This window comes from Streptomyces sp. NPDC056600 (assembly GCF_042792855.1).
GTDB lineage: Bacteria > Actinomycetota > Actinomycetes > Streptomycetales > Streptomycetaceae > Streptomyces.
In genome coordinates this window covers 1-23,728 of sequence record NZ_JBHTVQ010000043.1, presented here as the reverse complement: position 1 = coordinate 23,728, position 23,728 = coordinate 1, and the positions used below count along the sequence as shown (strand labels likewise).

Below are 23,728 nucleotides of genomic sequence, written 5' to 3'. Positions count from 1 at the left end.
CGGGATGCTGAACGGGACTTCCACCGCGGCCAATTGATTTACCGTGGGGTCAATGATCGAGATTGCGCTCGACGTCGCCGACGTGGCGCGGACCCGCTTCGCCATCTCTCCGCTCTGGGAGGCCGTCGCGAGTGTGCGGGTGGTCAAGGGGGCCGACGACCACGGCATCCATCGTGTCTGGACCGAGCGCGTGCGCCCCCGGCTGGCATCGGCGCGGACCGTCCTGCGGCCGCTGTTCGACCTCGTGCCGGCCACGGCCGGATCGCCGTGGGTGGGCGCCGTTCCGGGCTTCCTCTGCCCGCCTCCGACGACTCCGCTGCCCTCGCTGGACATGGAACTGGCAACCGTCCGGGCCACCCCGCCGGAGCTGCTGCGGACCACCGCGGAGGTGCCGCCCGCCAGGATGGCTGCCCTGCGGGCCGATCCGGCCGGTGAGCTCCGGCGGCTGGCGGACGCCGTGGAGGCCTACTGGGAGCTGGCGCTCGCCGCGTACTGGCCGCGTGTCGTCACCATGCTCGAGGACGACATCCGCTACCGCGCCGGACGCCTGGTCGAGGGAGGGGCCCAGCATCTCTTCGCGGATCTCGACCCCCAGGTCACCTGGACGGAGGGAGGCCTGCGGCTGGCGCACCGCAGTGTGCGCCGGTCCCGTCGGCTCGACGGCCGGGGCCTGCTCCTGGTGCCCTCCGCCTTCGTGTGGCCCCGTGTGTTCTCCGTGCTCGACGAGCCGTGGCAGCCGTCGCTGCGCTACCCGCCACGGGCCGTGGGCACCCTGTGGCAGGCCCGGCGGACGAGGGTTCCCGACGCGTTGGCGGGCGTGGTGGGACGCTCCCGCGCGATCCTGCTGACCGAGCTGGCCGCCCCCGCCTCGACCACCGCCCTCGCGGCCCGCACCGGCCTGACGCCCGGCGGGGTCTCCCGTCACCTGACTGCCCTGCGCGCCGCCGGCCTGGTGAGCTCGCACCGTTCGGGCAGGGAGGTGCTGTACTCCCGCACCCGGGCCGGCCAGGTGCTGGTCGACGCCGCGGGCGACGGTGCCGTGCCACGTCGCTGAACGCCGCGCGACCGCAGGGCATGGCCCGGACACCCCGGTCTACCGAGGCGCCGCCCCGTGGAGGGCGTGGTCGACCAGGCGGGGGACGACCGACGCGTCGAACGGGGCCTTGAGGACCAGCATCCGGTGGTACAGGGCGCCCCACAGCTGGTCGACCACGATGTCGAGGTCGGCGTCCTGGCGGAGCAGCCCCTGCCGCTGGGCGGTGCGCAGCCGGGCGCGGGCCAGCTCGCGGCGGGGGCGCCCGTACTCCTCGGCGAAGGCGCGGCCCAGGCCGGGGTCGAGCTGGGCGGCGCCGACCAGTTCGGAGACGGGCCGCTCCGCGCCCTCCTCCTTCAGCCAGCGGACGAAGGCGCCGAGCTGGGTGATCAGGTCGGCGCGCAGGTCGCCCGTGTCGGGAAAGTCGAGCACCGGACGGCTGCGGGCGAAGTACGCCTCCGCGGCGAGCGCGCCGGGGGAGGGCCACCACTTGTGGAGGGTCGTCCGGCTCGCCCCCGCCTCCCGGGCCACCCGGTCGAAGGTGAGCGCCTGCAGGCCCTCGTCCAGCAGGATCCGGCCCGCCGCGGCGAGCACGGCAGCGCGCACCTCGGCCGCCGGCCGCCGACCGCGGCCGGGCCGCCCGCCCGTGGCGGTCTCGTTCTCGGACATCACTCACGTCACCCCGCTCGTCTTGTGGACAGTCTGTTCATTTCGCCGTAGCCTTTCATATGAACAGTACGTCCATATTCTATGAGGAGTGCAGTCATGACCGAGAACACCGCAGGACGGGTGGCCCTGGTGACCGGCGGGTCCGGCGGCATCGGGCGGGCCGTCGTGGAGCGGCTGGCCGCCGACGGGTACGCCGTGGCCGTGCACTACGCGGGCAACGCGGCGCGGGCCGAGGAGGCCCGTGACCAGGTCACCGCCTCCGGGGGCCGGGCGATCGCGGTGGGCGGGGACGTCGCCGACGAGGAGGCGATGGCCCGGGCGTTCGACGCCACCGAGGAGGCCTTCGGCGGGATCGACGTCGTCGTGAACACCGCCGGGATCATGCTCCTGTCGTCCGTCGCGACGCTGGACCTCGCCGACCTGGACCGGATGCACCGGACCAACATCCGCGGCGCCTTCGTGGTGTCCCAGCTGGCGGCGCTCCGGCTCCGGCCGGGCGGGGCGATCGTCAACTTCTCCACGTCGGTGACCCGCACCCAGTTCCCCGCCTACGCGGCGTACGTCGCCTCCAAGGCGGCCGTGGAGGGGATGACCCTGATCCTGGCGCGGGAACTGCGGGGCAAGGACATCACCGTCAACGCCGTCGCCCCCGGCCCCACCGCGACGCCGCTCTTCGTGGACGGCAAGAGCGAGGAGCAGATCAACGCGATCGCCGCCATGAACCCGGCGGAGCGGCTCGGCACCCCCGAGGAGATCGCCGAGACGGTCGCCTTCCTCGCCGGGCCCGGCCGCTGGGTCAACGGCCAGGTGCTCTTCGCCAACGGCGGCCTGGCCTGAGCCTCCTCCCCGCCCGGATGCCCGGCCCGGGCGCCCCGCCGTGCATGAAGCCGCCGATCCTGCACACTCGTCCCCCATGGCCAGGTCCAACGACGAGGTCGCCGAGCTCCTGCGGGAGTACGCGGACCTGATCGCGATCACCGGGGGAGACGCCTTCAAGGCGCGCGTGTACGAGAAGGCGGCGCGCGCGGTCGGCGGGCACCACGCCGACGTCCGCACGCTCGACGCCAAGGGGCTGCGGGAGATCCCGGGGGTCGGCCGGTCGATCGCCGACAAGGTCACCGAGTACCTCTCCACCGGCGACTTCCCCGCGCTGGAGAAGCTGCGGGCGAAGATCCCCGAGGGCGTGCGACGGCTGACGGCGATCCCGGGGCTCGGCCCCAGGAAGGCCTACACCCTGCACCAGGAACTGGGGGTCTCCTCCGTCGACGAGCTCGTCGAGGCGATCCACGCCGAGCGGCTGCGCGACCTCAAGGGATTCGGCCCCAGGACCGAGGAGAACATCCTCCACGGCGTGGAGCTCATGAGATCCGCCGGCGACCGGGTGCTGATCGACGCGGCCCTCGACCTCGCCGAGGACGTGGTCGCCACGCTGTCCCGGATCGACGGCTGCCTGCGGTGCGAGTACGCCGGGTCGCTGCGCCGGGGCCGGGAGACCATCGGGGACGTCGACGTGCTGGTCGCGGCCGAGGACTCCGAGCCGTTCATGGAGGCCTTCGCCGCCCTGCCGTACGTCTCCGAGGTGACCGCCCGCGGCCCCGCCAAGACCTCGGTCCGCACGGCCAGGGGCCTCGCCGTCGACCTGCGCGTCGTGCCGCCCGACTCCTGGGGGGCGGCGATGCTGTACTTCACCGGCTCCAAGGCGCACAACATCCGCGTCCGGGAGATCGCCGTGCGCGAGAAGCTCAAGCTGTCCGAGTACGGGCTGTTCGACGCGGAGAGCGGCGAGAAGATCGTCTCGCGGACCGAGGAGGAGGTCTACGCCCGCCTGAACCTGCCCTGGATCCCGCCCGAGCTGCGGGAGGACCGCGGCGAGATCGAGGCAGCCCGCGAGGAGAGGGCCGGGCGCGGTGACGGTCTGCCCGAGCTGATCGAGGAGTCCGACCTCCGCGGCGACCTGCACACTCACACCGACCTCACCGACGGCCTCGCCCCGCTGGAGCAGATGGTCGCCGAGGCCGCGAAACTCGGGCACGCCTACTACGCGGTCACCGACCACGCGCCCGACCTGTCCATGCAGCAGATGACCGAGGAGCGGATCCTCGCCCAGCGCGAGCAGGTCCGCGCCCTCGACGGGGCCTACGGCAAACGGGGCCGCACCGACCGCGGCGGCGGGATGCGGCTGCTGCACGGGGTGGAGCTGAACATCGACCCCGACGGCGAGGTGGACTGGCCGGCCGAGTTCCTGGCCGGCTTCGACGTGTGCGTGGCATCCATCCACTCGCACTTCCGCCAGAGCCGCGAGGAACTCACCCGGCGACTGGTCCGCGCCTGCGAGAACCCGCACGTCAACATCATCGGCCACCCCACGACCCGCATCCTCGGCAAGCGGCCGGGGATCGAGTTCGACCTCGACGAGGTGTTCGCCGCGTGCGCCCGCACCGGCACCGCCATGGAGATCAACGCGCACCCCAACCGCCTCGACCTGCGCGACGAGGACATCCTGCGGGCCCGTCGGCACGGCGTGCGGTTCGCGATCGACAGCGACGCGCACTCCGTCCCCGACCTGCGTCACCTGCGCTTCGGCGTGGGCACCGCGCGACGGGGCCGGCTCACCGCGGACGAGGTGATCACCACCTGGCCGCTCACCCGCCTGCGCCGCTTCCTGCGCAAGGGCCGCCGCGGCTGACCGGAAAGCCTCCCGGGAATGGATGCCTCCGGCCGCGGTGTGCCAGGGTGACGCGCCACGACGATCACACGGGGGGCCGGGATGCAGCCGGACACAGGGGAGTTGACGGTGTCGGACGCGACACCGGACGACCTCGAGGGCGTACTGAAACTCCAGTACCTCGCCTACCAGGGCGAGGCGGTGCGGTACGACGACCACACGCTCCCGCCCCTCACCCAGGACCTGGCGGGCGTGCGCGAGGACCACCGGGCCGGCGTGCTGCTCGTGGTGAGGCTCGGCAGCGAGGTGGTCGGCTCCGTCCGCGGCCGCCGGCAGGGCGACGCCTTCCACATCGGCCGGCTCGTGGTCCATCCGCGCCTCCAGCGGCGCGGCCTCGGCCGCCGGCTGCTGGCGGCGGTCGAGGAACGGGCGGGCGACGCGGAGCGGCTGGAGCTGTTCACGGGCGACCGCAGCACCGAGCAGATCGCCCTGTACACCGCCGCCGGGTACCGCCCCTTCCGCACCGAACGGGTCGCCCCGCACCTGGGCATGGTCCACCTGCGCAAGGAGGCCCCGGCCGTCGCACCGTCCGCCGGGCAGGGAGTCGTCTGACAACGAGACGTAGGCGAAAGCCTGTTGGATTCCCGCAAGCTATGGCGAAGATCGCCCGGCTCGTGTGAGGCTGCGCGCATGGGTCTCTTCGAACAGGAAAAGCCGGACCGGCTGCGCTCCGACCGCCCCCACTCCGCGCGGGTGTGGAACTACCTCCTCGGCGGCAAGGACAACTACCCTCCCGACCGCGAGGTCGGTGAGGCGATCCTCACCACGTTCCCCGACTTCGCGGCGGTCGCCCGGCAGCAGCGGGTCTTCCTCGGCAGGGCCGTGCGGTTCCTGGCCGGGGAGGCGGGCGTGCGGCAGTTCCTGGACATCGGGACCGGTCTGCCCACCGCGGACAACACCCACGAGGTGGCCCAGCGGATCGCCCCGGAGAGCCGGATCGTCTACGTGGACCACGACCCGCTGGTCCTGGTGCACGCGCAGGCCCTGCTCACCAGCGGGCCCGAGGGCGCCTGCGACTACGTCGAGGCCGACGTGAAGGATCCGCACCGGATCCTCGAGGAGGCGGCGCGCACCCTCGACTTCAGCCGGCCGGTGGGCCTGACGCTGCTGGGGATCATGGGCCAGCTGCCCGACGAGGACGACCCCTGGGGCGTGGTGCGCACGCTGGTGGAGGCCCTGCCGTCCGGCAGCTACCTGGCCCTCTCGGACGGCACGGACACCAGCGAGGCGCTGAACACGGCGGTGGCCGCGTACAACGCGCAGTCCGCGCACAACTACCACCTGCGCCCCGCCGAGGACATCGCCCGCTTCTTCGACGGCCTGGAGCTGGTGGAGCCGGGCGTGGTCCGGTCCGCCGACTGGCGGCCGCACCTGTCCGGTCCGATGCCGGAGGCCCCGGCCCACGCGGTGTGCGGAGTCGCCCGCAAGCCCTGACACCGCCCGCAAGCCCTGACCGCCCGCAAGTCCTGGCCGCCTGCGGGGCCGGCCCCCCGCGGGGCCTCCCGTCACATCCCGGCCGCCGCCTTGATGGCGGCCCGGATGCGCGGGTAGGTCCCGCAGCGGCAGATGTTGCGGATGGTGTCGAGGTCGGCCTCGGTGATGCCGCGGCCCTCCTCGGCGACACGGCGGACCAGGGCGACGGCGGCCATGATCTGGCCCGGCTGGCAGTAGCCGCACTGGGCGACGTCCTGGTCCAGCCACGCCTGCTGCATGGGGTGCAGCTCCGCGTCCACCGTGTCCGCCAGGCCCTCGATGGTGGTGACCTCGTCGCCGGGGGACAGGTCCTTCACCGGGACCGAACAGGGGTTCATGGCACGGCCGTTGAGGTGGCTGGTGCAGGCCTTGCAGACGTTGATGCCGCACCCGTACTTGGGTCCGGTGACGCCCAGCAGGTCGCGCAGGACCCACAGCAGCCGCTCGTCGTCGTCGGCCTCCACGGTGACCTGCTCGCCGTTGAGCCGGAAAGTGTGCACGGGCACGGATCGCTCCCAGAAGTCAGCGGACGTGGTCGAGGCCGTCGGTGGGCGAGGCCGGGACGGGCGGGACGGTCGGCTTGGGCTCGAAGGAGAGCGTGCCGTGGTTGACCGGGAAGCTGGTCGGCATGGTGCCGGTGGCGCGCCCGTAGGCGCAGGCGACCGCGGCCATCGAGGCGGCCACGCCCAGCTCTCCGGCGCCGCCCGGCTTGCCGGTGGTGTCCGGCATGACGATCACCTCCACCTCCGGCGGGGCGTTCCACTGCCGGGTGTAGAAGTAGTTGTCCCAGCTGGCCTCCAGGAAGTACCCGTCGCGCAGGTGCAGGCTCGACGTCAGCGTCAGGGCGATGCCGTCCATCAGGCAGCCCAGCATCTGGGCCTCCAGGCCGCGCGGGTTGACGGTCAGCCCCACGTCCACGGCGACGACAGCCCGCGTGACGCGCGGCCCGGCCACCCCGTCGCGGACCGGGCGGTTCACCGTCTCCGGGCGGCAGTCGATCTCCACAAGCACCGCGTTGGCGGAGTGGTACTCGGTGTGCAGCGCGATGCCCTGCGCCGTGCCGGCCGGCATGGCGCGCCCCCACTTCCCGGCCTCCGCGACCGCCTCCAGCACCGCCCGGGCCCGGTCGTCCTGGAGGACGTCGCGCCGGAACTCGTAGGGGTCCCGTCCCAGCTTCGCGGCGAGCTTGTCCACCATCAGCTCCCGGGCGCAGGTGACGTCGGGGGAGTAGACGTTGCGCATGCTGCCGGTGTTGAAGCCCTTGTCCACCTCGTTCAGCAGGCGGCTGTTGGCGCCGAAGCGGTACGGCATCGACTGCGAGAGCTGGAAGAAGGTCTGGGCGAAGGTGGCGTCGCCGATCGGCAGTTGCGCGGCCACCGAGGTGAGCAGCTCGCCGAGCCCGTGGCCGAGGTCGGTGGCCACGCCGGTGTGCCGCTGCTTGTAGCCGAGCACGGTCGGGCCCAGGTGATCGATGCGCACCCGCGAGCGGGCCATCGGGTGCGTGCGGCCCTGCCGGGAGTCGTCGGCGCGGTGCCACATCAGCCGGACCGGCTTGCCGATCTTCTTCGAGACCTCGGCGGCCTCCAGCGCGGCGTCGAAGAAGAGCTTGCGGCCGAACGAGCCGCCGCCCTCGGTGACATGGACGCGCACCGAGCCCACCGGCAGCCCCAGCTTGACGGCGAGGGTCTCCTGGGCGACGACCGGCGACTTCAGCGACGCCCAGATCTCCGCGCGGTCCGACCGCACGTCGGCGATCGCGCAGTTGGTCTCCAGCGCGCTGTTGCTGCGGAAGTGGAAGGTGAACTCGCCCTCCACGCTCGGCGTCAACGGCGGCAGCCCCATGGGGGGTTCGGCGGAGCGCAGCTCGCGCAGCACGGTCGCGTCGGACTTGCCCTCCGCGGTGCCCGGCCGCCACGCCACCCGCAGGGCGCGCACGGCGTCGATGCACCGCCCGAAGGTCCGCGCCCGCACCGCGACGCCCGTGGAGACCGTCACCACGTCGGTGACGCCCGGCATGGCGCGGACCTCCGCGAGGTTGGCGACCTCGCCGGGCCTGCCGTTGATCGTCGGCGGGCGGCACACCATGGTCGGCAGGGCGTCGGGGACGTCGAGGTCCATGGTGAACCTCTTGCGGCCGGTGACCGCGGCGAGCGCGTCGACGCGGTTGTGCGGGCGTCCGACGACGGTGAACTCGTCGGTCGCCTTGAGCTCCACGGACACCCGCTCGGTGCGCAGGGCGGCGGCCGGCGCGGACAGGTCCCCGATGCCGACGCGGCTCCCGCCGGGTCCGGTGACGACGCCGGCCTTCAGCGTAAGGTCGCCGACCGGCGCGCCGAGCCGCCCGGCCGCGGCCAGCAGCAGCCGCTGCCGGGCGACGGCGGCGGCCACCCGGATCGGCGTGTACGTCGAGATGGTGGTGTTGGAGGCGCCGGTGAGCTGGTTGAAGAGCAGCTCGGGGCGCGCGTCGGCCAGGGTGACCCGGACCCGGTCCACCGGCACGTCCATCTCCTCGGCGATCAGCATCGCCGTCGAGGTGGTGATGCCCTGGCCGACCTCGGCGCGCGGCAGGGCGAAGGACACCGTGCCGTCCTGGTGCACCTCGACGGTGATCAGGGCCGAGGTGGGCAGCGCCGCCAGGGTCATCACGTCGTTGAGGTCGACCAGTTCGGTGATCTCGGGGGAGGGGATCTCCACGGCCGCGCCCTCGGAGGGCGGCGTGGCCGCACCGGCGGGCGGGGCCGCCACGATCTCGGCGGCGGTCACCAGGGTGGGCGCGGCCAGCACGTAGCCGAGGAAGCGGCGCCGGCCCAGGGGCCGCCCGCCGCGCGGTGGAGCCGGCCGCGCGGCGGACCCGGGCTCCCGCTCGTCACTGCGCATGTTCGTCGACGTCCCGTCGTGGAAGGGGGGTTCGAGCTGGCTGTCAGGTATCGGGTACAAAGTCGAATTAGCTCGATCGTGCGATTGATGTCGGCGGGGCTTGTGGGTGCTTGACGTGGGTGGGTTAGCGTGGTTTCGCGATCTGGATCGCCGGGTGCGGCGTCAGCGAGCGGGGCTCCTGTTCCACCGGAGTGATGGGGCAGGCCCTCTCCGCCCGCCGTTGGCCCACCCGTCGGGCCAGGCCGTGCAGGGAACTGGCCTCCCGGGAGCGGAACACGCACAGGATGCGTGTCGCCACCCGGGGTTGAGTACGCCGGGGACCAGTTCGCCCAAGACCGTTCGGGGCGCGCCAGTGAGTGGGCTCACTCCCACTCACTGCACAGGAACGGTTCAGGCGCGCACCTTTCCATGGGCGCGCCATGACGGCAAGGGAGGAAGCGAGGGGGTCCCGTGAAGGAACCGGGGCCCCCTCGCTCGTGGGGGGCGGGTCAGCGGGCGGAGCGGGTCACAGGGGGCGGTTGGCGTCGGGGATCTCGAGGTGGATGGGGCGTCCCTCGGCCATGAAGAGCAGGACGAACTTGCGCAGCGCCTCCTCCAGCACCCAGGCGATGGAGGGCACGCCCGGGAACGGGATGAGGGCCTCGCGGAAGGCCACGACCAGCGGCCAGGCGCCGCTGACGATCGGCTGGAGGAGCGGCTCGCGGTCCAGGCCGATGAGGTCGCCGACCCGGTCGCCGACGATGTACCGGGAGAACGCGTTGATCAGCGGCTCGGTGAGGCCGGCGTCCACCTCGGCGATGATGCCGAGCAGCGCGTCGGTGAGCGCCGCGCCCTCGGGCGTGTGGGCCACGATCGGGTCGAGGACCTGTGCGGACTGGGCGTTGGCGTCGGCCCAGGTGGCGGGGATGTACTCGTCCTTGATGCCGAGCATGTGGGCGGTCACCTGCCACACGTGCAGGAAGCCCTCCGACTCGGCGGCCGAGATCGGCACCCTCCACTGTTTCAGCCTGCTCATGACATACGTAGGGAGGCTGTGCCAGGTCACCATCATGTCGGCCTGGCTGATCGGGATGCTCTGCCCGCCGCTGGTCTGCGACCAGCCCGGGGACTGCGGCAGCAGGTGGCGCACGGCCGCGTGCACCAGGCGGGTGCGCACGGTGGTCGCGATCATGCCGCCCTGCGGCTTGTAGGCGTACACGTCACCGACGTCGTAGCCGAGCTGGGCGGTCTTGGCCACCCGGTCCTTCATGTCGGCGCCGCCCTTGGAGTAGTACACGGCGCGGGCCTCGCGGGGGATGGCGGTGGACAGCAGGCCGCTGCCCAGGCCGTAGAGGGCGCCGGTGTAGAGCCCCTTCTTCTTCGTGAAGTCGACCGCCGCCTGGAGCTTGGTGGTGTTCGCCCAGGTGGGCAGCTTGCGGGCCTCCTCCATCCAGGCCCGCAGCTCCCCGGGGAGGCCGGCCGGCAGCGGCTGGTCGTTGCGCACCCAGTCGCGCAGCAGGTCGTTGACGAGGGGCACTTGACCGCGGTCGATCAGGTTCGCGACGACCGCGTCGACCTCCTCGTCCCACACCCACTCGGGGTCGACGCCCGCGCCCGTGCCGGCCACGGAGCCGGCCGGCGACCAGGTCCACAGGGACCTGGCCCGGGCCGGCGAGGCCAGGCTCAGCGCGCCGAACGCGCCCAGCGCGCCGCCCGCGCCCGCGAGCAGTAATCTCCGCCTGTCGATGTCTGCCATGGTGTGAACTCCTTCGGGAATGTCACGCGTCGGTGGGACGGTTGGTGTCGGGGATCTCGATGTGCGTGCCCTGCCCCTTGGTCAGGTAGAAGAGGATGTACTGGCGGACGGCCTCGTCGATCGTCCAGGCGAGCGGCGGCACCAGAGGGAGCGGGATCAGCTTCTCCCGGAAGGCCACCAGGGCCGGCCAGGCGGTGCGGATCGCCCCCTCCCAGAACGGCTCGCGCCCGATGCCGTCCATGTCGGCGATCTCGTCGCCGACCAGGTACCGCGCCAGCGCGTCGCACAGCGGCCGGTCGATGCCGCCGGGGCTGGTCTGCTCGGCGAGCTGGCCGAGCAGGATGTCGGTCAGCTCCACGCCCTCGCGCGTGGAGGTCAGGATCGGCTCGAGCACCTGCCGGTACTGGGCGTTGGCGTCGTCCCAGGTGGCCGGGATGTACTCGTCCCGGATACCGAGCATGTGCGCGCTCACCTGCCACAGGTGCAGGTACGCCTCCTTGTCGGCGGCGGGCATCGGCACCTTCCACTGCAGCAGGGTGCGCATCGCGTAGGTGGGCAGGCTGTGCCAGGTGACCATCATGTCGGCCTGGCTGATGGGGACGGTCTGGCCGCCGCTGGTGGCCGCCCAGCCCGGCGACCGCGGCAGCAGGTGCCGCACGGCGGCGTGCACCATCCGCGTCTTGACCGACTCCACGATCACCTTGCCGTCGGGCCGGTAGGCGTTCAGGGCGCCGACGGCGAAGCCCAGGAGGCTGGTCTTGGCGACCCGGTCCTCCATGTCGGCGCCGCCCTTGGACCAGTACACCGCTCGCGCCTCGCGGGGGATGGCGGTGCTGAGCATGCCGCCGCCCACCCCGTTGAGCAGGTTGAGGTAGACGCCCCGGCGCTTGTTGAAGTCGGCCGCCAGCTCCAGCTTCGAGCGGTCCGCCCAGGACGGCAGCCGGCGGGCCTCCTCCGCCCAGTCCCGCACGTCGGCGGGCAGGCCCGTGGGCGCCGGCTGGTCGTTGCGGGTCCACCCGCGCAGCGCCTCGTTGACCCGGGCCACGTCGCCCCGGTCGAGCACGGAGGCCATCAGCCGGTCGACCTCCTCGTCCCACACCCACTCGGGGTCGACGCCCGCACCGGCGCCCGCCACCGATCCGGCCGGCGACCAGGTCCACAGGGACCTGGCCCCGGCCGGGGACGCCAGGCCCAGCGCCCCGAACACCCCCAGCGTGCCGCCGGTGAGCAGCATCCTGCGCCTGCTGAGTCCGTCCATGACTTCCGACTCCTCCTCGGGTCCCGTGCCGCGCTCGTCCCGTTTGATATCGTGAAACACGACCCGTTTCTTTGTATCTCCAGATGAGCACAAGCGGGTCATGAACGCCAGAGGTTCGACGGCATCAGGGAGGAACCCGTGGCACTGGCACAACCGGAGGGGGCGGGAGCCCGCACGCAGCCTGTACGGTCGGTGCTCATGACCTCCTCGGACGTCCCGTCGCTGATCGAGATAGCGTTCACCGAGGCCGTCGAGGGCGCGGATCCGGACGACGACATCGCCGCGCGCCTGCTCGACGCCGCCTACGAGCAGTTCTGCCGGATCGGCATCAAGCGGTCCACCATGGCGGACGTGGCCAAGCTGGCCGGCGTCTCCCGCATCACCGTCTACCGCCGTTTCGCCACCAAGGACGTACTGGTCGAGCAGGTCGTCCGGCGGGAGTTCCGGCGCTACTTCGACCGGTTCGTGCACGACGTCCAGGGCGCCGAGACGGTCGCCGACCGGGTCGAGCTGGGCTTCGTCAGCTCGCTGCGCGCCATCCGCCGCAACGCCCTCATCGGCGGCCTGATGGCCGTCGAGCCGGACGCGGTGGTGCCGTCCATGACCAGCGACGGCGGCCGCACCCTGGCCGCGGTCCGCCAGTTCCTGGCCGGAGGGCTGCGCCGCGAGCAGCAGGCCGGGAACGTCTCCGAGGACGTCGACGTCGATCTGGTGGCCGAGATGATGGTGCGGATCTCCGCGTCCTTCCTGGTCATCCCGAGTCACGTCGTCGACCTCGAGGACGACGAGCAGATGCGCGCGGTGGCCCGGCGGTTCCTGGTGCCGATGCTCGAGCCACCGCGCCCGGCTCACTCGTAGAGCTCCCCGCTCTCCGCCCGCGCCACCAGGGAGGCGGGCGGCTCGAACCGCTCCCCGTACCGGTCGGTCAGCTCCCTGGCCCGGGCGACGAAGCCGGGCAGGCCGCCCGGATAGCCGTTGGCGTACTGCAGCACGCCGCCGGTCCAGGCGGGGAAGCCGATGCCCAGGATCGATCCGACATTGGCGTCCGCCACCGAGCGCAGGACGCCCTCGTCGAGGCAGCGCACGGCGTCCAGGCTCTCGGCGAAGAGCATCCGCTCCTTCATGTCCTCGAACGGGATCTCCCGTCCCGGCCTGGTGAAGTGCTCGTACAGGCCCGGCCACAGACCCGTGCGGCGTCCGTCCTCGTAGGCGTGGAAGCCGGCGCCCGAGGAGCGCCCGCCGCGCCCGAACTCGTCGATCATGCGGTCCACCACCGCCTCCGAGCCGTGCGGACGCCACTGCCCGCCCTCGGCGAGCACCGCCGCCCTGGTCTCCTCCCGGATCCGGCGGGGCAGCGTCAGCGTCAGCTCGTCCATCAGCCGCAACGGCGGCGCCGGATAGCCCGCCTGGGAGCCGGCCTGCTCCACCGAGGCGGGGTGCAGGCCCTCGCCGACCATCGCCACCGCCTCGTCGAGGAACCGGGCGATGACACGGCTGGTGAAGAAGCCCCGGCTGTCGTTGACCACGATCGGCGTCTTGCCGATCCGCGCCGCGAGGTCGAGCGCCCGGGCCACCGTGCGCTCGTCGGTCTTCGCGCCGGTGACGATCTCCAGCAGCGGCATCCGGTCGACCGGCGAGAAGAAGTGCAGGCCGATGAAGTCCTCCGGCCGGCCCACCCCTTCGGCGAGCTGGGTGATGGGCAGCGTGGAGGTGTTGGAGCCCAGCAGTGCGTCCGGTGCGACCACGTGCTCGATCTCGGCGAACACCCGGTGCTTGAGGGCGGGGTCCTCGAAGACGGCCTCGATCACCAGGTCGCAGCCGGCCAGGTCCGCGGCCTCGGCGGTCGGGGTGATCCGGGCAAGGACGGCGTCCGCCTCCTCCCGGCTCGTCCGGCCGCGCGCGACGGCCTTGGCGAGCAGCTTCTCGGAGTACCGCCGGCCCCGTTCGGCGGCCTCGGGCGAGACGTCCTTCAGGACCACCTCCAGGCCGCCTCGGGCGCAGGAGTACGCGATGCCCGCGCCCATCATGCCCGCGCCCAGCACGGCGACCCGGCGCGCGGTGTGCGGCGGGTGCCCGGCCGGGCGGCTGCGGCCGGACGCGATGTGCTGGGTGTCGTAGAAGAACGCCCGCATCATGTTCTTCGCGACCTGGCCGGTCATCAGCTCCACCAGGTAGGCGGTCTCGATCCGCTCCCCGGCCTCGAAGTCGGTCTGCGCGCTCTCGACGGCCGCGGCCAGGATGTTGCGGGGCGCCGGCATCGGCGCCCCCTTGAGCTGCTTGCGCAGGTTCGCCGCGAAGGCCGGAAGGGCCGCCGCGAGCTTCGGGTGCGAGGGGTCCCCGCCGGGGATCCGGAAGCCGGGACGGTCCCAGGGCTGGGCGGCGTCCGGATGGTCCAGCACCCACTGCCTGGCCTTCGCCAGCAACTCATCGCGCTTCGCGGCGAGTTCGTGGACCAGGCCCTTGGCCAGCGCGTCGGCCGGCCGGTAGCGCTGCCCCTGCAGCAGGACCTCCGTGAGCGCCGTCCGCACCCCCAGCAGCCGCACCGTCCGGCTGACCCCGCCGCAGCCGGGCAGCAGTCCGAGCGTCACCTCCGGCAGCCCGATGCGGCTGTCCGGGACGTCCAGCGCGACGCGGTGGTGGCAGGCGAGCGCGACCTCCAGCCCGCCGCCCAGCGCCGTGCCGTTGACGGCCGCGGCGACCGGCCGGCCCAGCGTCTCCAGGCGGCGCAGCTGCGACTTCAGCAGGGCACAGGTCTCGGCCAGTTCGGCGGCGTTCTCCGGCCGGGCCCGGCTCATGAAGTCGACGTCGCCGCCCGCGAAGAAGCTCTTCTTCGCGGAGGTGAGGACGACACCGGTGACGCCGTCGCGTTCGGCCTCGAGCCGGTCGAGGGTGGCGCCCATCGAGTCGGTCCAGGTGCGGTTCATCGTGTTGACCGGCCGGCCGGGGTCGTCCATCGTCAGCACGACGACGCCGTCGGCGTCCTGCTCCCAGGCGATCATGTTCGTGTGCGGCATCGGTACGGCGTTCCTCTCCAGGTGGGCACGGACCACAGCGGGTCCGGCGGGTCCAGCGAGCCGAGGGGGTCCGGCAGGTCCCGCGGGCGCGGCGGGGTCACAGTCGCTCGATCACGGTGGCGATGCCCATGCCGCCGCCGACGCAGAGGCTGACCACCGCGCGCCGCGCCGCGCGGCGTTCCAGCTCGTCCACGACGGTGCCGACGAGCATCGCCCCGGTGGCCCCGAGCGGGTGCCCCATGGCGATCGCGCCGCCGTTGACGTTGACCTTCTCCCAGGGCAGGGCGAGGTCCTGGACGTAGCGGAGCACCACCGAGGCGAACGCCTCGTTGATCTCGAAGAGGTCGATGTCGTCCACCGTCAGCCCGGCGAGCTCCAGCGCCTTGCGGGTCGCCGGGGCCGGGCCGACGAGCATGATCGTCGGGTCGGCGCCGCTGACCGCGGTGGCGACCACCCGGGCGCGCGGGGTCAGGCCGAGCTCCGCCCCGGCCCGCTCCGAGCCGACCAGGACCAGCGCCGAACCGTCCACGATCCCCGAGGAGTTCCCCGGGGTGTGGACGTGCTCGATCCGCTCCACCCAGTGGTACTTCTGCAGCGCCACCGCGTCGAAGCCGCCCAGATCGCCGACGGCGGCGAACGAGGGCTTCAGCGCGGCCAGCGTCTCCACCGTCGTCCCCGGACGCGGGTGCTCGTCCTCGGCGAGCACCGTGATCCCGTTGCGGTCGCGCACCGGCACCACGGACTTGGCGAAGTGCCCGCCGGACCAGGCCTTGGCGGCCAGGTCCTGGGAGCGCACCGCGTAGCGGTCGACGTCCTCGCGGGTGAACCCCTCGATCGTCGCGATCAGGTCCGCGCCGACGCCCTGCGGCACGAAGTACGTGTCGTACGCCGTCTCCGGGTCGGCGGCCATCGCCCCGCCGTCGCTGCCCATCGGCACACGCGACATGGACTCCACGCCGCCGGCCAGCACCAGCTGCTCCCAGCCCGAACGGACCTTCTGCGCGGCCACGTTGACGGCCTCCAGGCCGGAGGCGCAGAAGCGGTTGAGCTGCATCCCGGCCACGTGGTCCGGCAGCCCGGCCACCAGCGCGGCGGTCTTGGCGACGTCCATGCCCTGGTCGCCGACCGGCGAGACGACGCCGAGCACGATGTCGTCGATCCGGGCGGGGTCGAGCTGCGGGTGGCGGCGGCGGAGCTCGTCGATCAGCCCGGTCACCAGCGACACCGGTTTGACGTGGCGCAGTGCGCCTCCGCGGCCCTTGCCGCGTGGGGTGCGGATCGCGTCGTAGATGAATGCCTCGGTCACTGTCCTCGCACTTCCTCTTGTCGGTGCGACGTGCTCCCGCGGAGCCGGCCGCAGAAGCGGTGCGACGGCCCGCGGGAGCATCCGGCGAGCAACAGGAAAGGGCAGTTGTTGGCGCTATGTCAATAGCTCCCGTTGCGACACAAGCCCGTTGGTGCAAGGTAGTTGTGGGCTTCAGCAGGAAGTCACGCTCGTCGGCGCGCGGTCTATTGACACCCGGCCAATCCCCGGTCCACTGTGGGCCCCGCTCGAGGAGTCCGCTCACGGTTCGCGATGGAGGGAGCCCGCCGTGGCCATAGCAGAGCAACTGCAGCAGACCGTCGAAGGGTCGACGATTCCCAGGCTGCTACGGCGCAACGCCGAGCAGTTCCCCGCACTTCCCGCACTCACCACCGGCGTCGGCCCCGACGAGGGCACGCTGACCTGGTTCCAGCTGCGCGCCGAGGTCGCCGCCCTGACCCGCGGTCTCGCCGCGCTCGGCCTGCGCGAGGGCGAGCGCATGCTGATCGCGATGTCCAAGCGCGCCGAGCACTGGGTCGCCGACCTGGCCGCCGTCCACCTCGGGGCGCTGTCCTGCTCGACCTACGACACCCTGAGCACCGAGCAGATCCGCTTCGTCGCCCGGCACAGCGCGGCCACCGTCCTCGTCCTGGAGGGCGAGGAGCAGATGCGCCGCTGGGGCCCCGTCCTCGACGACCTTCCCGACCTGCGGGCCGTCGTCGTCCTCGACTGGTCCGTCGCCCCCGAGGGCGACGAGCGGTTCGTCAGCTACCAGGCCGTGCGCGGCGGCGTGAAGCCCGACGAGGCGGCCTTCGAGGCGCTCACCGACGCCGTCACCACCGACCAGCCGCTGACCGTCGTGTACACCTCGGGCACCACCGGCGACCCCAAGGGCGTGGTGCTCACCCACCGCAACGTCATCTACGAGTCGCTCATGCAGGACGAACTGGTCGCCGTCCCCGAGCACCCGCGGACACTGGCCTACCTGCCGATGGCGCACATCGCCGAACGGGTGCTCGGCATCTACATGCCGATCTGCAACGCCGGCCACGTCACGATCTGCCCCGACCCGGCCCAACTCCTGCCCGGACTGCTCCAGGTGCGCCCGCACGGCTTCTTCGGCGTCCCCCGGGTCTGGGAGAAACTCGCCGCCGGGCTGCGGGCGAAGCTCTCCACGCTCACCGGGGAACGGGCCGCCGCCGTGGGGCAGGCGCAGAAGCTCGCCCTGGAGGCGTTCCGGCTGCGCTCCGAGGGCCGCGAGGTGCCCGAGGACGTCGCCGACTCGCTGCGGCAGGCCGACGAACAGGTGCTGCTGCCCATCCGCGCCGCCGTCGGCTTCGACGAGTGCCGCCGCGCCTTCAGCGGCGCCGCCCCCATCCCCACCGCCGTCCTGGAGTTCCTGGCGAGCGTCGGACTCGCGGTGTACGAGGTGTGGGGACTGAGCGAGACCACCGGCGCGGCGACCGTGAGCATCCCCGGCGCGTTCGCCCTCGGTGCGGTCGGCCGGCCCGGCCCCGGCATCGAGGTGAAGGCCGCCGAGGACGGCGAACTCCTCGTCCGCGGCCCGGTCGTGGTCCCCGGCTACCTGCGGGCCGAGGGCGGCATCGAGCCGGCTGCCGACGCGGACGGCTGGCTGGCCACCGGCGACGTCGGCACGATCGACGACCGGGGCATCGTCACCGTCACCGACCGCAAGAAGGAGATCATCATCACCGACGGGGGCAAGAACATCGCCCCCACCAAGGTGGAGTCCCTGCTGCGCGCCCACCCGCTGGTCGCCCAGGCCGTCGCGATCGGCGACCGGCGCCCGTACATCACGGCACTGCTGGTGCTCGACGAGGAGATGGCGCCCCTGTGGGCGAAGGCCAACGGCATCGACGCCGGCGGCCTGGAGGAACTGGCCCGCCACCCCGAGGTGCTGGCCGCCCTCGACGCCGCGGTCGCCGAGGCCAACGCGCGGCTGGCCCGCCCCGAGCAGGTGAAGCGGCACCGGGTCCTGCCCGGCCCGTGGACCGCGGAGTCCGGCGAGCTGACCCCGAAGCTGAGCCTGCGCCGCAGGGACGTCGACCGGCTGCACGCCACGACGATCGAGTCGATGTACACATAGGTCGGCCGTCGACACGACGACGGCGGACCGACGAGAGGGATGGACGCCATGGGCGGTCAGCGCCAGGTACAACGACGCAGGATGGATCCGGACGCCCGCAGGGCGGAGATCCTCGCCGTCGCCCGCAGGCTCTTCGGGGCCAGCAGCTACGCCACGGTGTCCACCTCGGACATCGCGGCCGAGGCCGGGGTGGCACGGGCGCTGATCAACCACTACTTCGGCGGGAAGCGGCAGCTGTACCTGGAGGTGGTGCGCCAGATGATGGTGATCCCCGCCTCCGTCTCCGAGCGGCTGCCGCCCACCACCGCCGAGGAGCGGGTCTCCATCTGCGTGGACCGGTGGCTCGAGGTCGTCGAGCGCAACCGGGACATGTGGCTCTCCGCGATCGGCCTGGAGGCCCTCGGCAACGACCCCGAGATCGACCAGATCATGCTCGAGGCCGACGAGATCGCCACCGACCGGGTCCTCGAGGCCGCCATGATGACCGACGTCGTCGAGGGACGGCAGAAGCTCCGGGCGATGATCCGCGCCCACGGCGGCATGCTCAAGGCCGCCTCCCGCGAGTGGCTGGTGCGTTCCACGCTCAGCCGCAGCGACCTGCACGTGATGCTGACCCGCACCGTGCTGCACCTGGTGAACACGGTCTTCCCGGCCGTGCGGGACGACGAGTGACCGAACCGCCTCTCAAGGAGGAAGCACCCCCATGCCCCGAGTCCTGACTGACGAGCGCCGCGACCTGGTCAAGGCGATAGGCGACTTCTGCCGCCGCGAGTGCGGCACCAAGGAGCAGCGCGACAAGCTCACCGCGAACGGCCAGGAACCGCACAACCAGCGGCTGTACGAGAAGATGGCCGACCTCGGCTGGCTCGGCATCGCCCTCCCCGAGGAGTACGGCGGCGCCGGCCAGGGCATGGTCGACCTGTGCCTCTTCCTGGAGGAGACCGCCTACGGGCGCGCCCCCATCAGCGGCTTCGGCACGACGATCATCACCGCGGCCGCCTACGAGAAGTTCGGCACCGAGGAGCAGAAGCGCGTCATCCTCGAAGGGGTGGTGCGCGGTCGGGTCGAGGCCGTCTCGATGTCCGAGCCCGGCGCCGGCTCCGACGTGGGCGCGCTCACCTGCCGCGCCGAGCGCGTCGACGGCGGCTACCTGGTCAACGGCCAGAAGACCTGGTGCTCCAACGCCCACTTCGCCGACCACATCCTGCTCATCGCCCGCACCTCGCGGGAGGACTCCAAGCACCAGGGGCTCACCCAGTTCATGGTGCCCACCGACGCCGAGGGCCTGCGGATCCACGGCATCGAGACGATGGGCGGCAAGGAGGTCAACGACCTCTACTTCACCGACTGCTTCCTGCCCGACTCGGCCGTCGTCGGCACGGTCGGCCAGGCCTGGGGCCAGCTGATGGCCGGGCTCAACCTGGAACGGATGATCCTCGCCGCGCTGATGCTCGGCGTCGCCCGCCGCGCCTTCGACGACACCCTCGACTACGTGCGCCGGCGCGAGCAGTTCGGCCGGCCGATCGGCTCCTTCCAGGCCCTCAAGCACCGCATCGCCGACATGGCCACCGAACTCGAGTGCGCCCGGCTGCTGCTGGACGACACCGCCGCCGCGATCGACGCCGCACCGGACCGCGTCTTCGCCCGCGAGGCGTCCATGGCCAAGCTCAAGTGCACGGAACTCGCCAAGCACGTCGCCCTGGAGGGCATGCAGATGCTCGGCGGCTACGGCTACGCCACCGAGTACGGCATGGAAGGACTGCTGCGCCAGACCGTCGTCTCCACGGTGTACGGCGGCACCAGCGAGATCCAGCGGGACATCATCGGCAAGACGTACGGACTGTAGGCGGCGGGGGCGGCGATGCTGAGGACACGCTTCACCGAGATGTTCGGGGTGCGGCACCCGATCGTGCAGGGCGGGATGCAGTGGGTGGGCCGGGCGGAGCTGGTCTCCGCCGTCGCGGAGGCGGGCGCGCTCGGCTTCCTCACCGCGCTCACCCAGCCCACGCCCGAGGCGCTGGCGCGGGAGATCGCGCGCTGCCGCGAGATGACCGACCAGCCCTTCGGGGTCAACCTGACGATCCTGCCGTCGATCAGCCCGCCCCCCTACGACGAGTACCGCCGGGCGATCGTCGAGTCCGGGGTGCGGATCGTCGAGACGGCCGGCGCCAGCCCCGAGGAGCACCTCCCGGACCTGCACGCCCACGGCGTCAAGGTGCTGCACAAGTGCACCAGCGTCCGGCACGCGGTGAAGGCCGAGCGCATCGGCGTGGACGCGGTGAGCATCGACGGCTTCGAGTGCGCCGGCCACCCCGGCGAGGACGACGTCCCCGGCCTGATCCTCGTCCCGGCCGCCGCCCGGCGGCTGAGCGTCCCGGTGATCGCCTCCGGCGGCTTCACCGACGGGGCCGGACTGGTCGCGGCGCTCGCGCTGGGCGCGGAGGGCGTCACCATGGGCACCCGTTTCCTGTGCACCGAGGAGGCGCCGGTGCACCGGCGGGTCAAGGAGCGGATCGTCGAGGCCGGCGAACTCGACACCGAGCTGATCTTCCGTCCGCTGCGCAACACCGCCCGGGTGGCGAGCAACACGGTCAGCCGCAAGGTCGTCGAAGTGCTTGCCGAGGGCGGCCAGTTCCCCGACGTGCGGGACCTGGTGGCCGGTGCGCGGGGTCGCAGGGTGTTCGAGGAGGGCGACCTGGAGGCGGGCATCTGGAGCGCCGGTCTCGCCCAGGCCCTGATCGACGACATCCCCACGGTCCGCCGGCTCGTCCAGCGCATCGTGGCGGAGGCGGAGGACCTGATCACCGGCCGCCTCGCCGAGGCGCGGCGGGCCTACTGACCGCACCTGCCCGCCGCGGGAGAGGAGGGGAGGCCCGGTGCCGCGGGCTCCCCTCCGCCGTGCGGCAGCCGCTCCACCCTCCCGGTCCGAAACTTTCGCGCCAACCGGGTCCCGGCCGTTGACGGCGGCAGCGGTGTCTGGGTTGATGGTCCCCGACTTCCTGGGAGCGCTCCCACCGTCCGTTCCGGGGCGCGGGACGGCTCCCGTCTCCCCCCCATGTCCTCCGGAGGACCAGTGAGAACCAAGACTCCCCGAGGTGTGTCCTCGGCCTTACGCCCGGCCGCGGTGCTGACCGCCGGCGCCCTCGTCGCGGGCGCCGCGATCTGGGCCACGCAGCTGTCGGCCGGCGCCGCCGAGGCGGCGGGCGGCTGCCGGGTGAACTACTCCGTCACCAACGCCTGGCAGGGCGGGTTCGGCGCCAACGTCGAGATCACCAACCTCGGCGACCCGGTCACCGCGTGGTCGCTGCGGTGGACGATGGCCGGCGGCGAGGCGGTGACCCAGGCCTGGGGCGCCGACGTGACCCTGGGCAGCACCGAGGTGACGGCGAAGAACCTGAGCTACAACGGGTCCATCGCCTCCGGCGCCACGGTGAGCTTCGGCTTCAACGGCTCACTGTCCGGCTCGGCGACGCCGGTGGTGCCGTCCTCGTTCACCCTCAACGGCACGGTCTGCGACGGCTCCACGACGAGCGGCGGCACCAGCTCGGGGACCACGTCGGGTTCGACGTCGGGCTCCACCACGTCCGGCACCACGTCCGGCACCACCTCGGGGTCGTCGACCTCCGGGGCCACGAGCGGGAGCACCACCGGCGGTTCGACGGGCGGACCCACCGCGCCCGCCGGCCAGGGCCGGCAGGTCGAGAAGCTCGACCGGGGCGTCGTCTCGGTGCGCAGCGGCACCGGCAACCTGGTGTCCTGGCGCTGGCTGGCCACCGACCCGGGCGACGTCGCGTTCAACGTGTACCGCGACGGGACGAAGGTGAACTCCTCCCCGCTGACCGGCGCCACGAACCTCCTCGACGCCGGCGCGTCCGCGAGCGCCTCGTACACCGTGCGGGCCGTGGTGGGCGGCGCCGAGCAGGCCGCCTCCCCGGCCTCCCTTGCCCTCGCGAGCGGCTACCGCGACGTGCCGATCTCGCCCCCGCCGGGCGGCTCGAACGCGAGCGGCTCCTCCACCTACGAGGCCAACGACACCAGCGTCGGCGACCTCGACGGGGACGGCCGCTACGAGTTCGTCGTCAAGTGGACCCCGACCGACGCCAAGGACAACTCCCAGTCCGGGTACACCGGCAACACGATCGTCGACGCGTACAAGCTCGACGGCACCCGGATGTGGCGCATCGACCTCGGCCGCAACATCCGCTCCGGCGCCCACTACACGCAGTTCCAGGTCTACGACTACGACGGCGACGGCAGGGCCGAGGTGGCGATGAAGACCGCCGACGGTACCGTCGACGGAGCCGGCAAGGTGATCGGCAGCGCGAGCGCCGACCACCGCAACTCCTCCGGCTACGTCCTGGCCGGCCCGGAGTACCTGACCGTCTTCGACGGGCAGAGCGGCGCGGCCCTCCAGACGGTGAACTACGAGCCGCCGCGCGGCACGGTCTCCTCGTGGGGCGACAACTACGGCAACCGCGTGGACCGTTTCCTCGCCGGCACCGCCTACCTCGACGGGCAGCGGCCCTCCCTCGTCATGGCCCGCGGGTACTACACCCGCACCGTCGTCACCGCCTGGGACTGGCGCGACGGCAAGCTCACCCGCCGCTGGACCTTCGACAGCAACGCGAGCGGCAACAGCTCTTACGCGGGCCAGGGCAACCACCAGCTCTCGGTCGCCGACGTGGACGCCGACGGCAGGGACGAGATCGTCTACGGGGCGATGACCCTGGACGACACCGGCCGCGGCCTGTGGAACACCGGACAGGGCCACGGCGACGCCCTGCACGTCGGCGACCTCGACCCGTCCCACGCGGGTCTCGAGGTGTTCAAGGTCGACGAGGACGGCAGCAAGTACGCCGACTGGGTCGCCGACGCCCGCACCGGCCAGATCCTGTGGAGCCACGCCTCCTGCGGCTGCGACAACGGCCGCGGTGTCTCGGCCGACGTGTACGCCGGCAGCCCCGGGGCGGAGTCCTGGTCCTCGGCGGTCTCCGGCCTGTCCGACACCAAGGGCCGCAACATCGGCCGCAAGCCGTCCTCCAGCAACTTCGTGATCTGGTGGGACGGCGACCCGGTGCGCGAACTCCTCGACGGCACCCACATCGACAAGTACGGCACCGGCTCCGACACCCGCCTGCTGACCGCCTCGGGCGTCCACTCCAACAACGGCACCAAGGCCAACCCGGCCCTCACCGCGGACCTGTTCGGCGACTGGCGTGAGGAGGCGGTCTGGCCCACCACCGACAACCGGGCCCTGCGCGTGTACTCCTCGCCGAACGAGACGAGCCGGCGCATCACCACCTTGATGCACGACACCCAGTACCGGGTGGCGGTGGCCTGGCAGAACACGGCCTACAACCAGCCCCCGCACCCGAGCTTCTTCCTCGGCGACGGCATGCCCACCGCGCCGCGGCCGTCGGTGTACACGCCGTGACGGCCTGAGCGCCGGACGTGGGGGGGGGGCGGCGGGGGCGGCGGGGGGGCGGCAAACCGGGCGCGCCCGGCCCCCCCCGCACCCCCCCCCCGCGCGCCCC

The 23,728-nt window shown here is 72.6% G+C and carries 18 protein-coding genes; 11 read left to right on the top strand and 7 right to left on the bottom strand.

The window, feature by feature from the left end; genetic code table 11:
- Positions 1–52 precede the first annotated feature (52 nt).
- Complete coding sequence (locus ACFRAV_RS21160) at positions 53–1,054, top strand: DUF5937 family protein (protein WP_382557817.1); 1,002 nt, start codon at positions 53–55, stop codon at positions 1,052–1,054.
- Positions 1,055–1,093: 39 nt separating this feature from the next.
- Here the strand turns inward: ACFRAV_RS21160 and ACFRAV_RS21155 are convergent, their stop codons facing one another.
- Positions 1,094–1,702: a TetR/AcrR family transcriptional regulator C-terminal ligand-binding domain-containing protein gene (locus ACFRAV_RS21155; RefSeq protein ID WP_382557815.1), complete on the bottom strand. Its 609-nt coding sequence runs from the start codon at positions 1,700–1,702 to the stop codon at positions 1,094–1,096.
- 96 nt (positions 1,703–1,798) lie between these two features.
- Here ACFRAV_RS21155 and ACFRAV_RS21150 point away from each other — a divergent pair, with 96 nt between their 5' ends.
- The 4 genes from ACFRAV_RS21150 to ACFRAV_RS21135 all read left to right on the top strand — a co-directional run bounded on the left by ACFRAV_RS21150 (position 1,799) and on the right by ACFRAV_RS21135 (position 5,861).
- Positions 1,799–2,539, top strand: coding sequence for an SDR family oxidoreductase (locus ACFRAV_RS21150; RefSeq protein WP_382557813.1), 741 nt, complete (start codon positions 1,799–1,801; stop codon positions 2,537–2,539).
- A gap of 76 nt (positions 2,540–2,615) precedes the next feature.
- Positions 2,616–4,388, top strand: coding sequence for a DNA polymerase/3'-5' exonuclease PolX (gene polX / locus ACFRAV_RS21145; RefSeq protein WP_382557811.1), 1,773 nt, complete (start codon positions 2,616–2,618; stop codon positions 4,386–4,388).
- 108 nt (positions 4,389–4,496) lie between these two features.
- Complete coding sequence (locus ACFRAV_RS21140; protein ID WP_382557809.1) at positions 4,497–4,979, top strand: GNAT family N-acetyltransferase; 483 nt, start codon at positions 4,497–4,499, stop codon at positions 4,977–4,979.
- A gap of 78 nt (positions 4,980–5,057) precedes the next feature.
- On the top strand, positions 5,058–5,861 hold the full coding sequence (locus tag ACFRAV_RS21135) for an SAM-dependent methyltransferase (RefSeq protein ID WP_351113219.1): 804 nt from the start codon (positions 5,058–5,060) through the stop codon (positions 5,859–5,861).
- Between the two features lie 71 nt (positions 5,862–5,932).
- On the opposite strand, the gene ACFRAV_RS21130 is transcribed toward ACFRAV_RS21135, so the two are convergent.
- The 4 genes from ACFRAV_RS21130 to ACFRAV_RS21115 all read right to left on the bottom strand — a co-directional run bounded on the left by ACFRAV_RS21130 (position 5,933) and on the right by ACFRAV_RS21115 (position 11,770).
- Positions 5,933–6,406, bottom strand: coding sequence for a (2Fe-2S)-binding protein (locus tag ACFRAV_RS21130; protein WP_382557807.1), 474 nt, complete (start codon positions 6,404–6,406; stop codon positions 5,933–5,935).
- A gap of 16 nt (positions 6,407–6,422) precedes the next feature.
- Positions 6,423–8,777, bottom strand: a complete 2,355-nt coding sequence (locus ACFRAV_RS21125; protein WP_382557805.1) for a molybdopterin cofactor-binding domain-containing protein — start codon at positions 8,775–8,777, stop codon at positions 6,423–6,425.
- A gap of 505 nt (positions 8,778–9,282) precedes the next feature.
- Entirely contained in the window at positions 9,283–10,512 is a 1,230-nt protein-coding gene (locus ACFRAV_RS21120; RefSeq protein WP_382557803.1) for an oxygenase MpaB family protein, read from the bottom strand.
- A gap of 22 nt (positions 10,513–10,534) precedes the next feature.
- The gene (locus ACFRAV_RS21115; protein ID WP_382557802.1) at positions 10,535–11,770 is read right to left on the bottom strand and encodes an oxygenase MpaB family protein; all 1,236 of its coding nucleotides are present in this window, start codon (positions 11,768–11,770) and stop codon (positions 10,535–10,537) included.
- 198 nt (positions 11,771–11,968) lie between these two features.
- On the opposite strand from ACFRAV_RS21115, the gene ACFRAV_RS21110 reads away from it, so the two are divergent.
- On the top strand, positions 11,969–12,628 hold the full coding sequence (locus tag ACFRAV_RS21110) for a TetR/AcrR family transcriptional regulator (RefSeq protein ID WP_382557800.1): 660 nt from the start codon (positions 11,969–11,971) through the stop codon (positions 12,626–12,628).
- Here the strand turns inward: ACFRAV_RS21110 and ACFRAV_RS21105 are convergent.
- Entirely contained in the window at positions 12,619–14,784 is a 2,166-nt protein-coding gene (locus ACFRAV_RS21105) for a 3-hydroxyacyl-CoA dehydrogenase NAD-binding domain-containing protein (protein ID WP_382557798.1), read from the bottom strand. The genes ACFRAV_RS21110 and ACFRAV_RS21105 overlap by 10 nt on opposite strands.
- Before the next feature lie 97 nt (positions 14,785–14,881).
- Positions 14,882–16,090 (bottom strand): acetyl-CoA C-acetyltransferase, encoded by a 1,209-nt coding sequence (locus ACFRAV_RS21100; protein ID WP_382557796.1) that lies wholly within the window; start codon positions 16,088–16,090, stop codon positions 14,882–14,884.
- Between the two features lie 286 nt (positions 16,091–16,376).
- Between ACFRAV_RS21100 and ACFRAV_RS21095 the strand changes: the two genes are divergently transcribed.
- The 5 genes from ACFRAV_RS21095 (at position 16,377) to ACFRAV_RS21075 (ending at position 23,628) form a co-directional block, all read left to right on the top strand.
- Positions 16,377–18,194, top strand: a complete 1,818-nt coding sequence (locus ACFRAV_RS21095) for an AMP-dependent synthetase/ligase (protein WP_382557794.1) — start codon at positions 16,377–16,379, stop codon at positions 18,192–18,194.
- A gap of 81 nt (positions 18,195–18,275) precedes the next feature.
- Complete coding sequence (locus ACFRAV_RS21090; RefSeq protein ID WP_351113230.1) at positions 18,276–18,866, top strand: TetR family transcriptional regulator; 591 nt, start codon at positions 18,276–18,278, stop codon at positions 18,864–18,866.
- Between the two features lie 31 nt (positions 18,867–18,897).
- Positions 18,898–20,040, top strand: a complete 1,143-nt coding sequence (locus ACFRAV_RS21085; RefSeq protein ID WP_382557792.1) for an acyl-CoA dehydrogenase family protein — start codon at positions 18,898–18,900, stop codon at positions 20,038–20,040.
- A gap of 15 nt (positions 20,041–20,055) precedes the next feature.
- Entirely contained in the window at positions 20,056–21,033 is a 978-nt protein-coding gene (locus ACFRAV_RS21080) for an NAD(P)H-dependent flavin oxidoreductase (protein WP_382557790.1), read from the top strand.
- A 258-nt stretch (positions 21,034–21,291) separates the two neighbouring features.
- The gene (locus ACFRAV_RS21075) at positions 21,292–23,628 is read left to right on the top strand and encodes a cellulose binding domain-containing protein (protein WP_382557788.1); all 2,337 of its coding nucleotides are present in this window, start codon (positions 21,292–21,294) and stop codon (positions 23,626–23,628) included.
- The last annotated feature ends 100 nt before the right edge of the window (positions 23,629–23,728 follow it).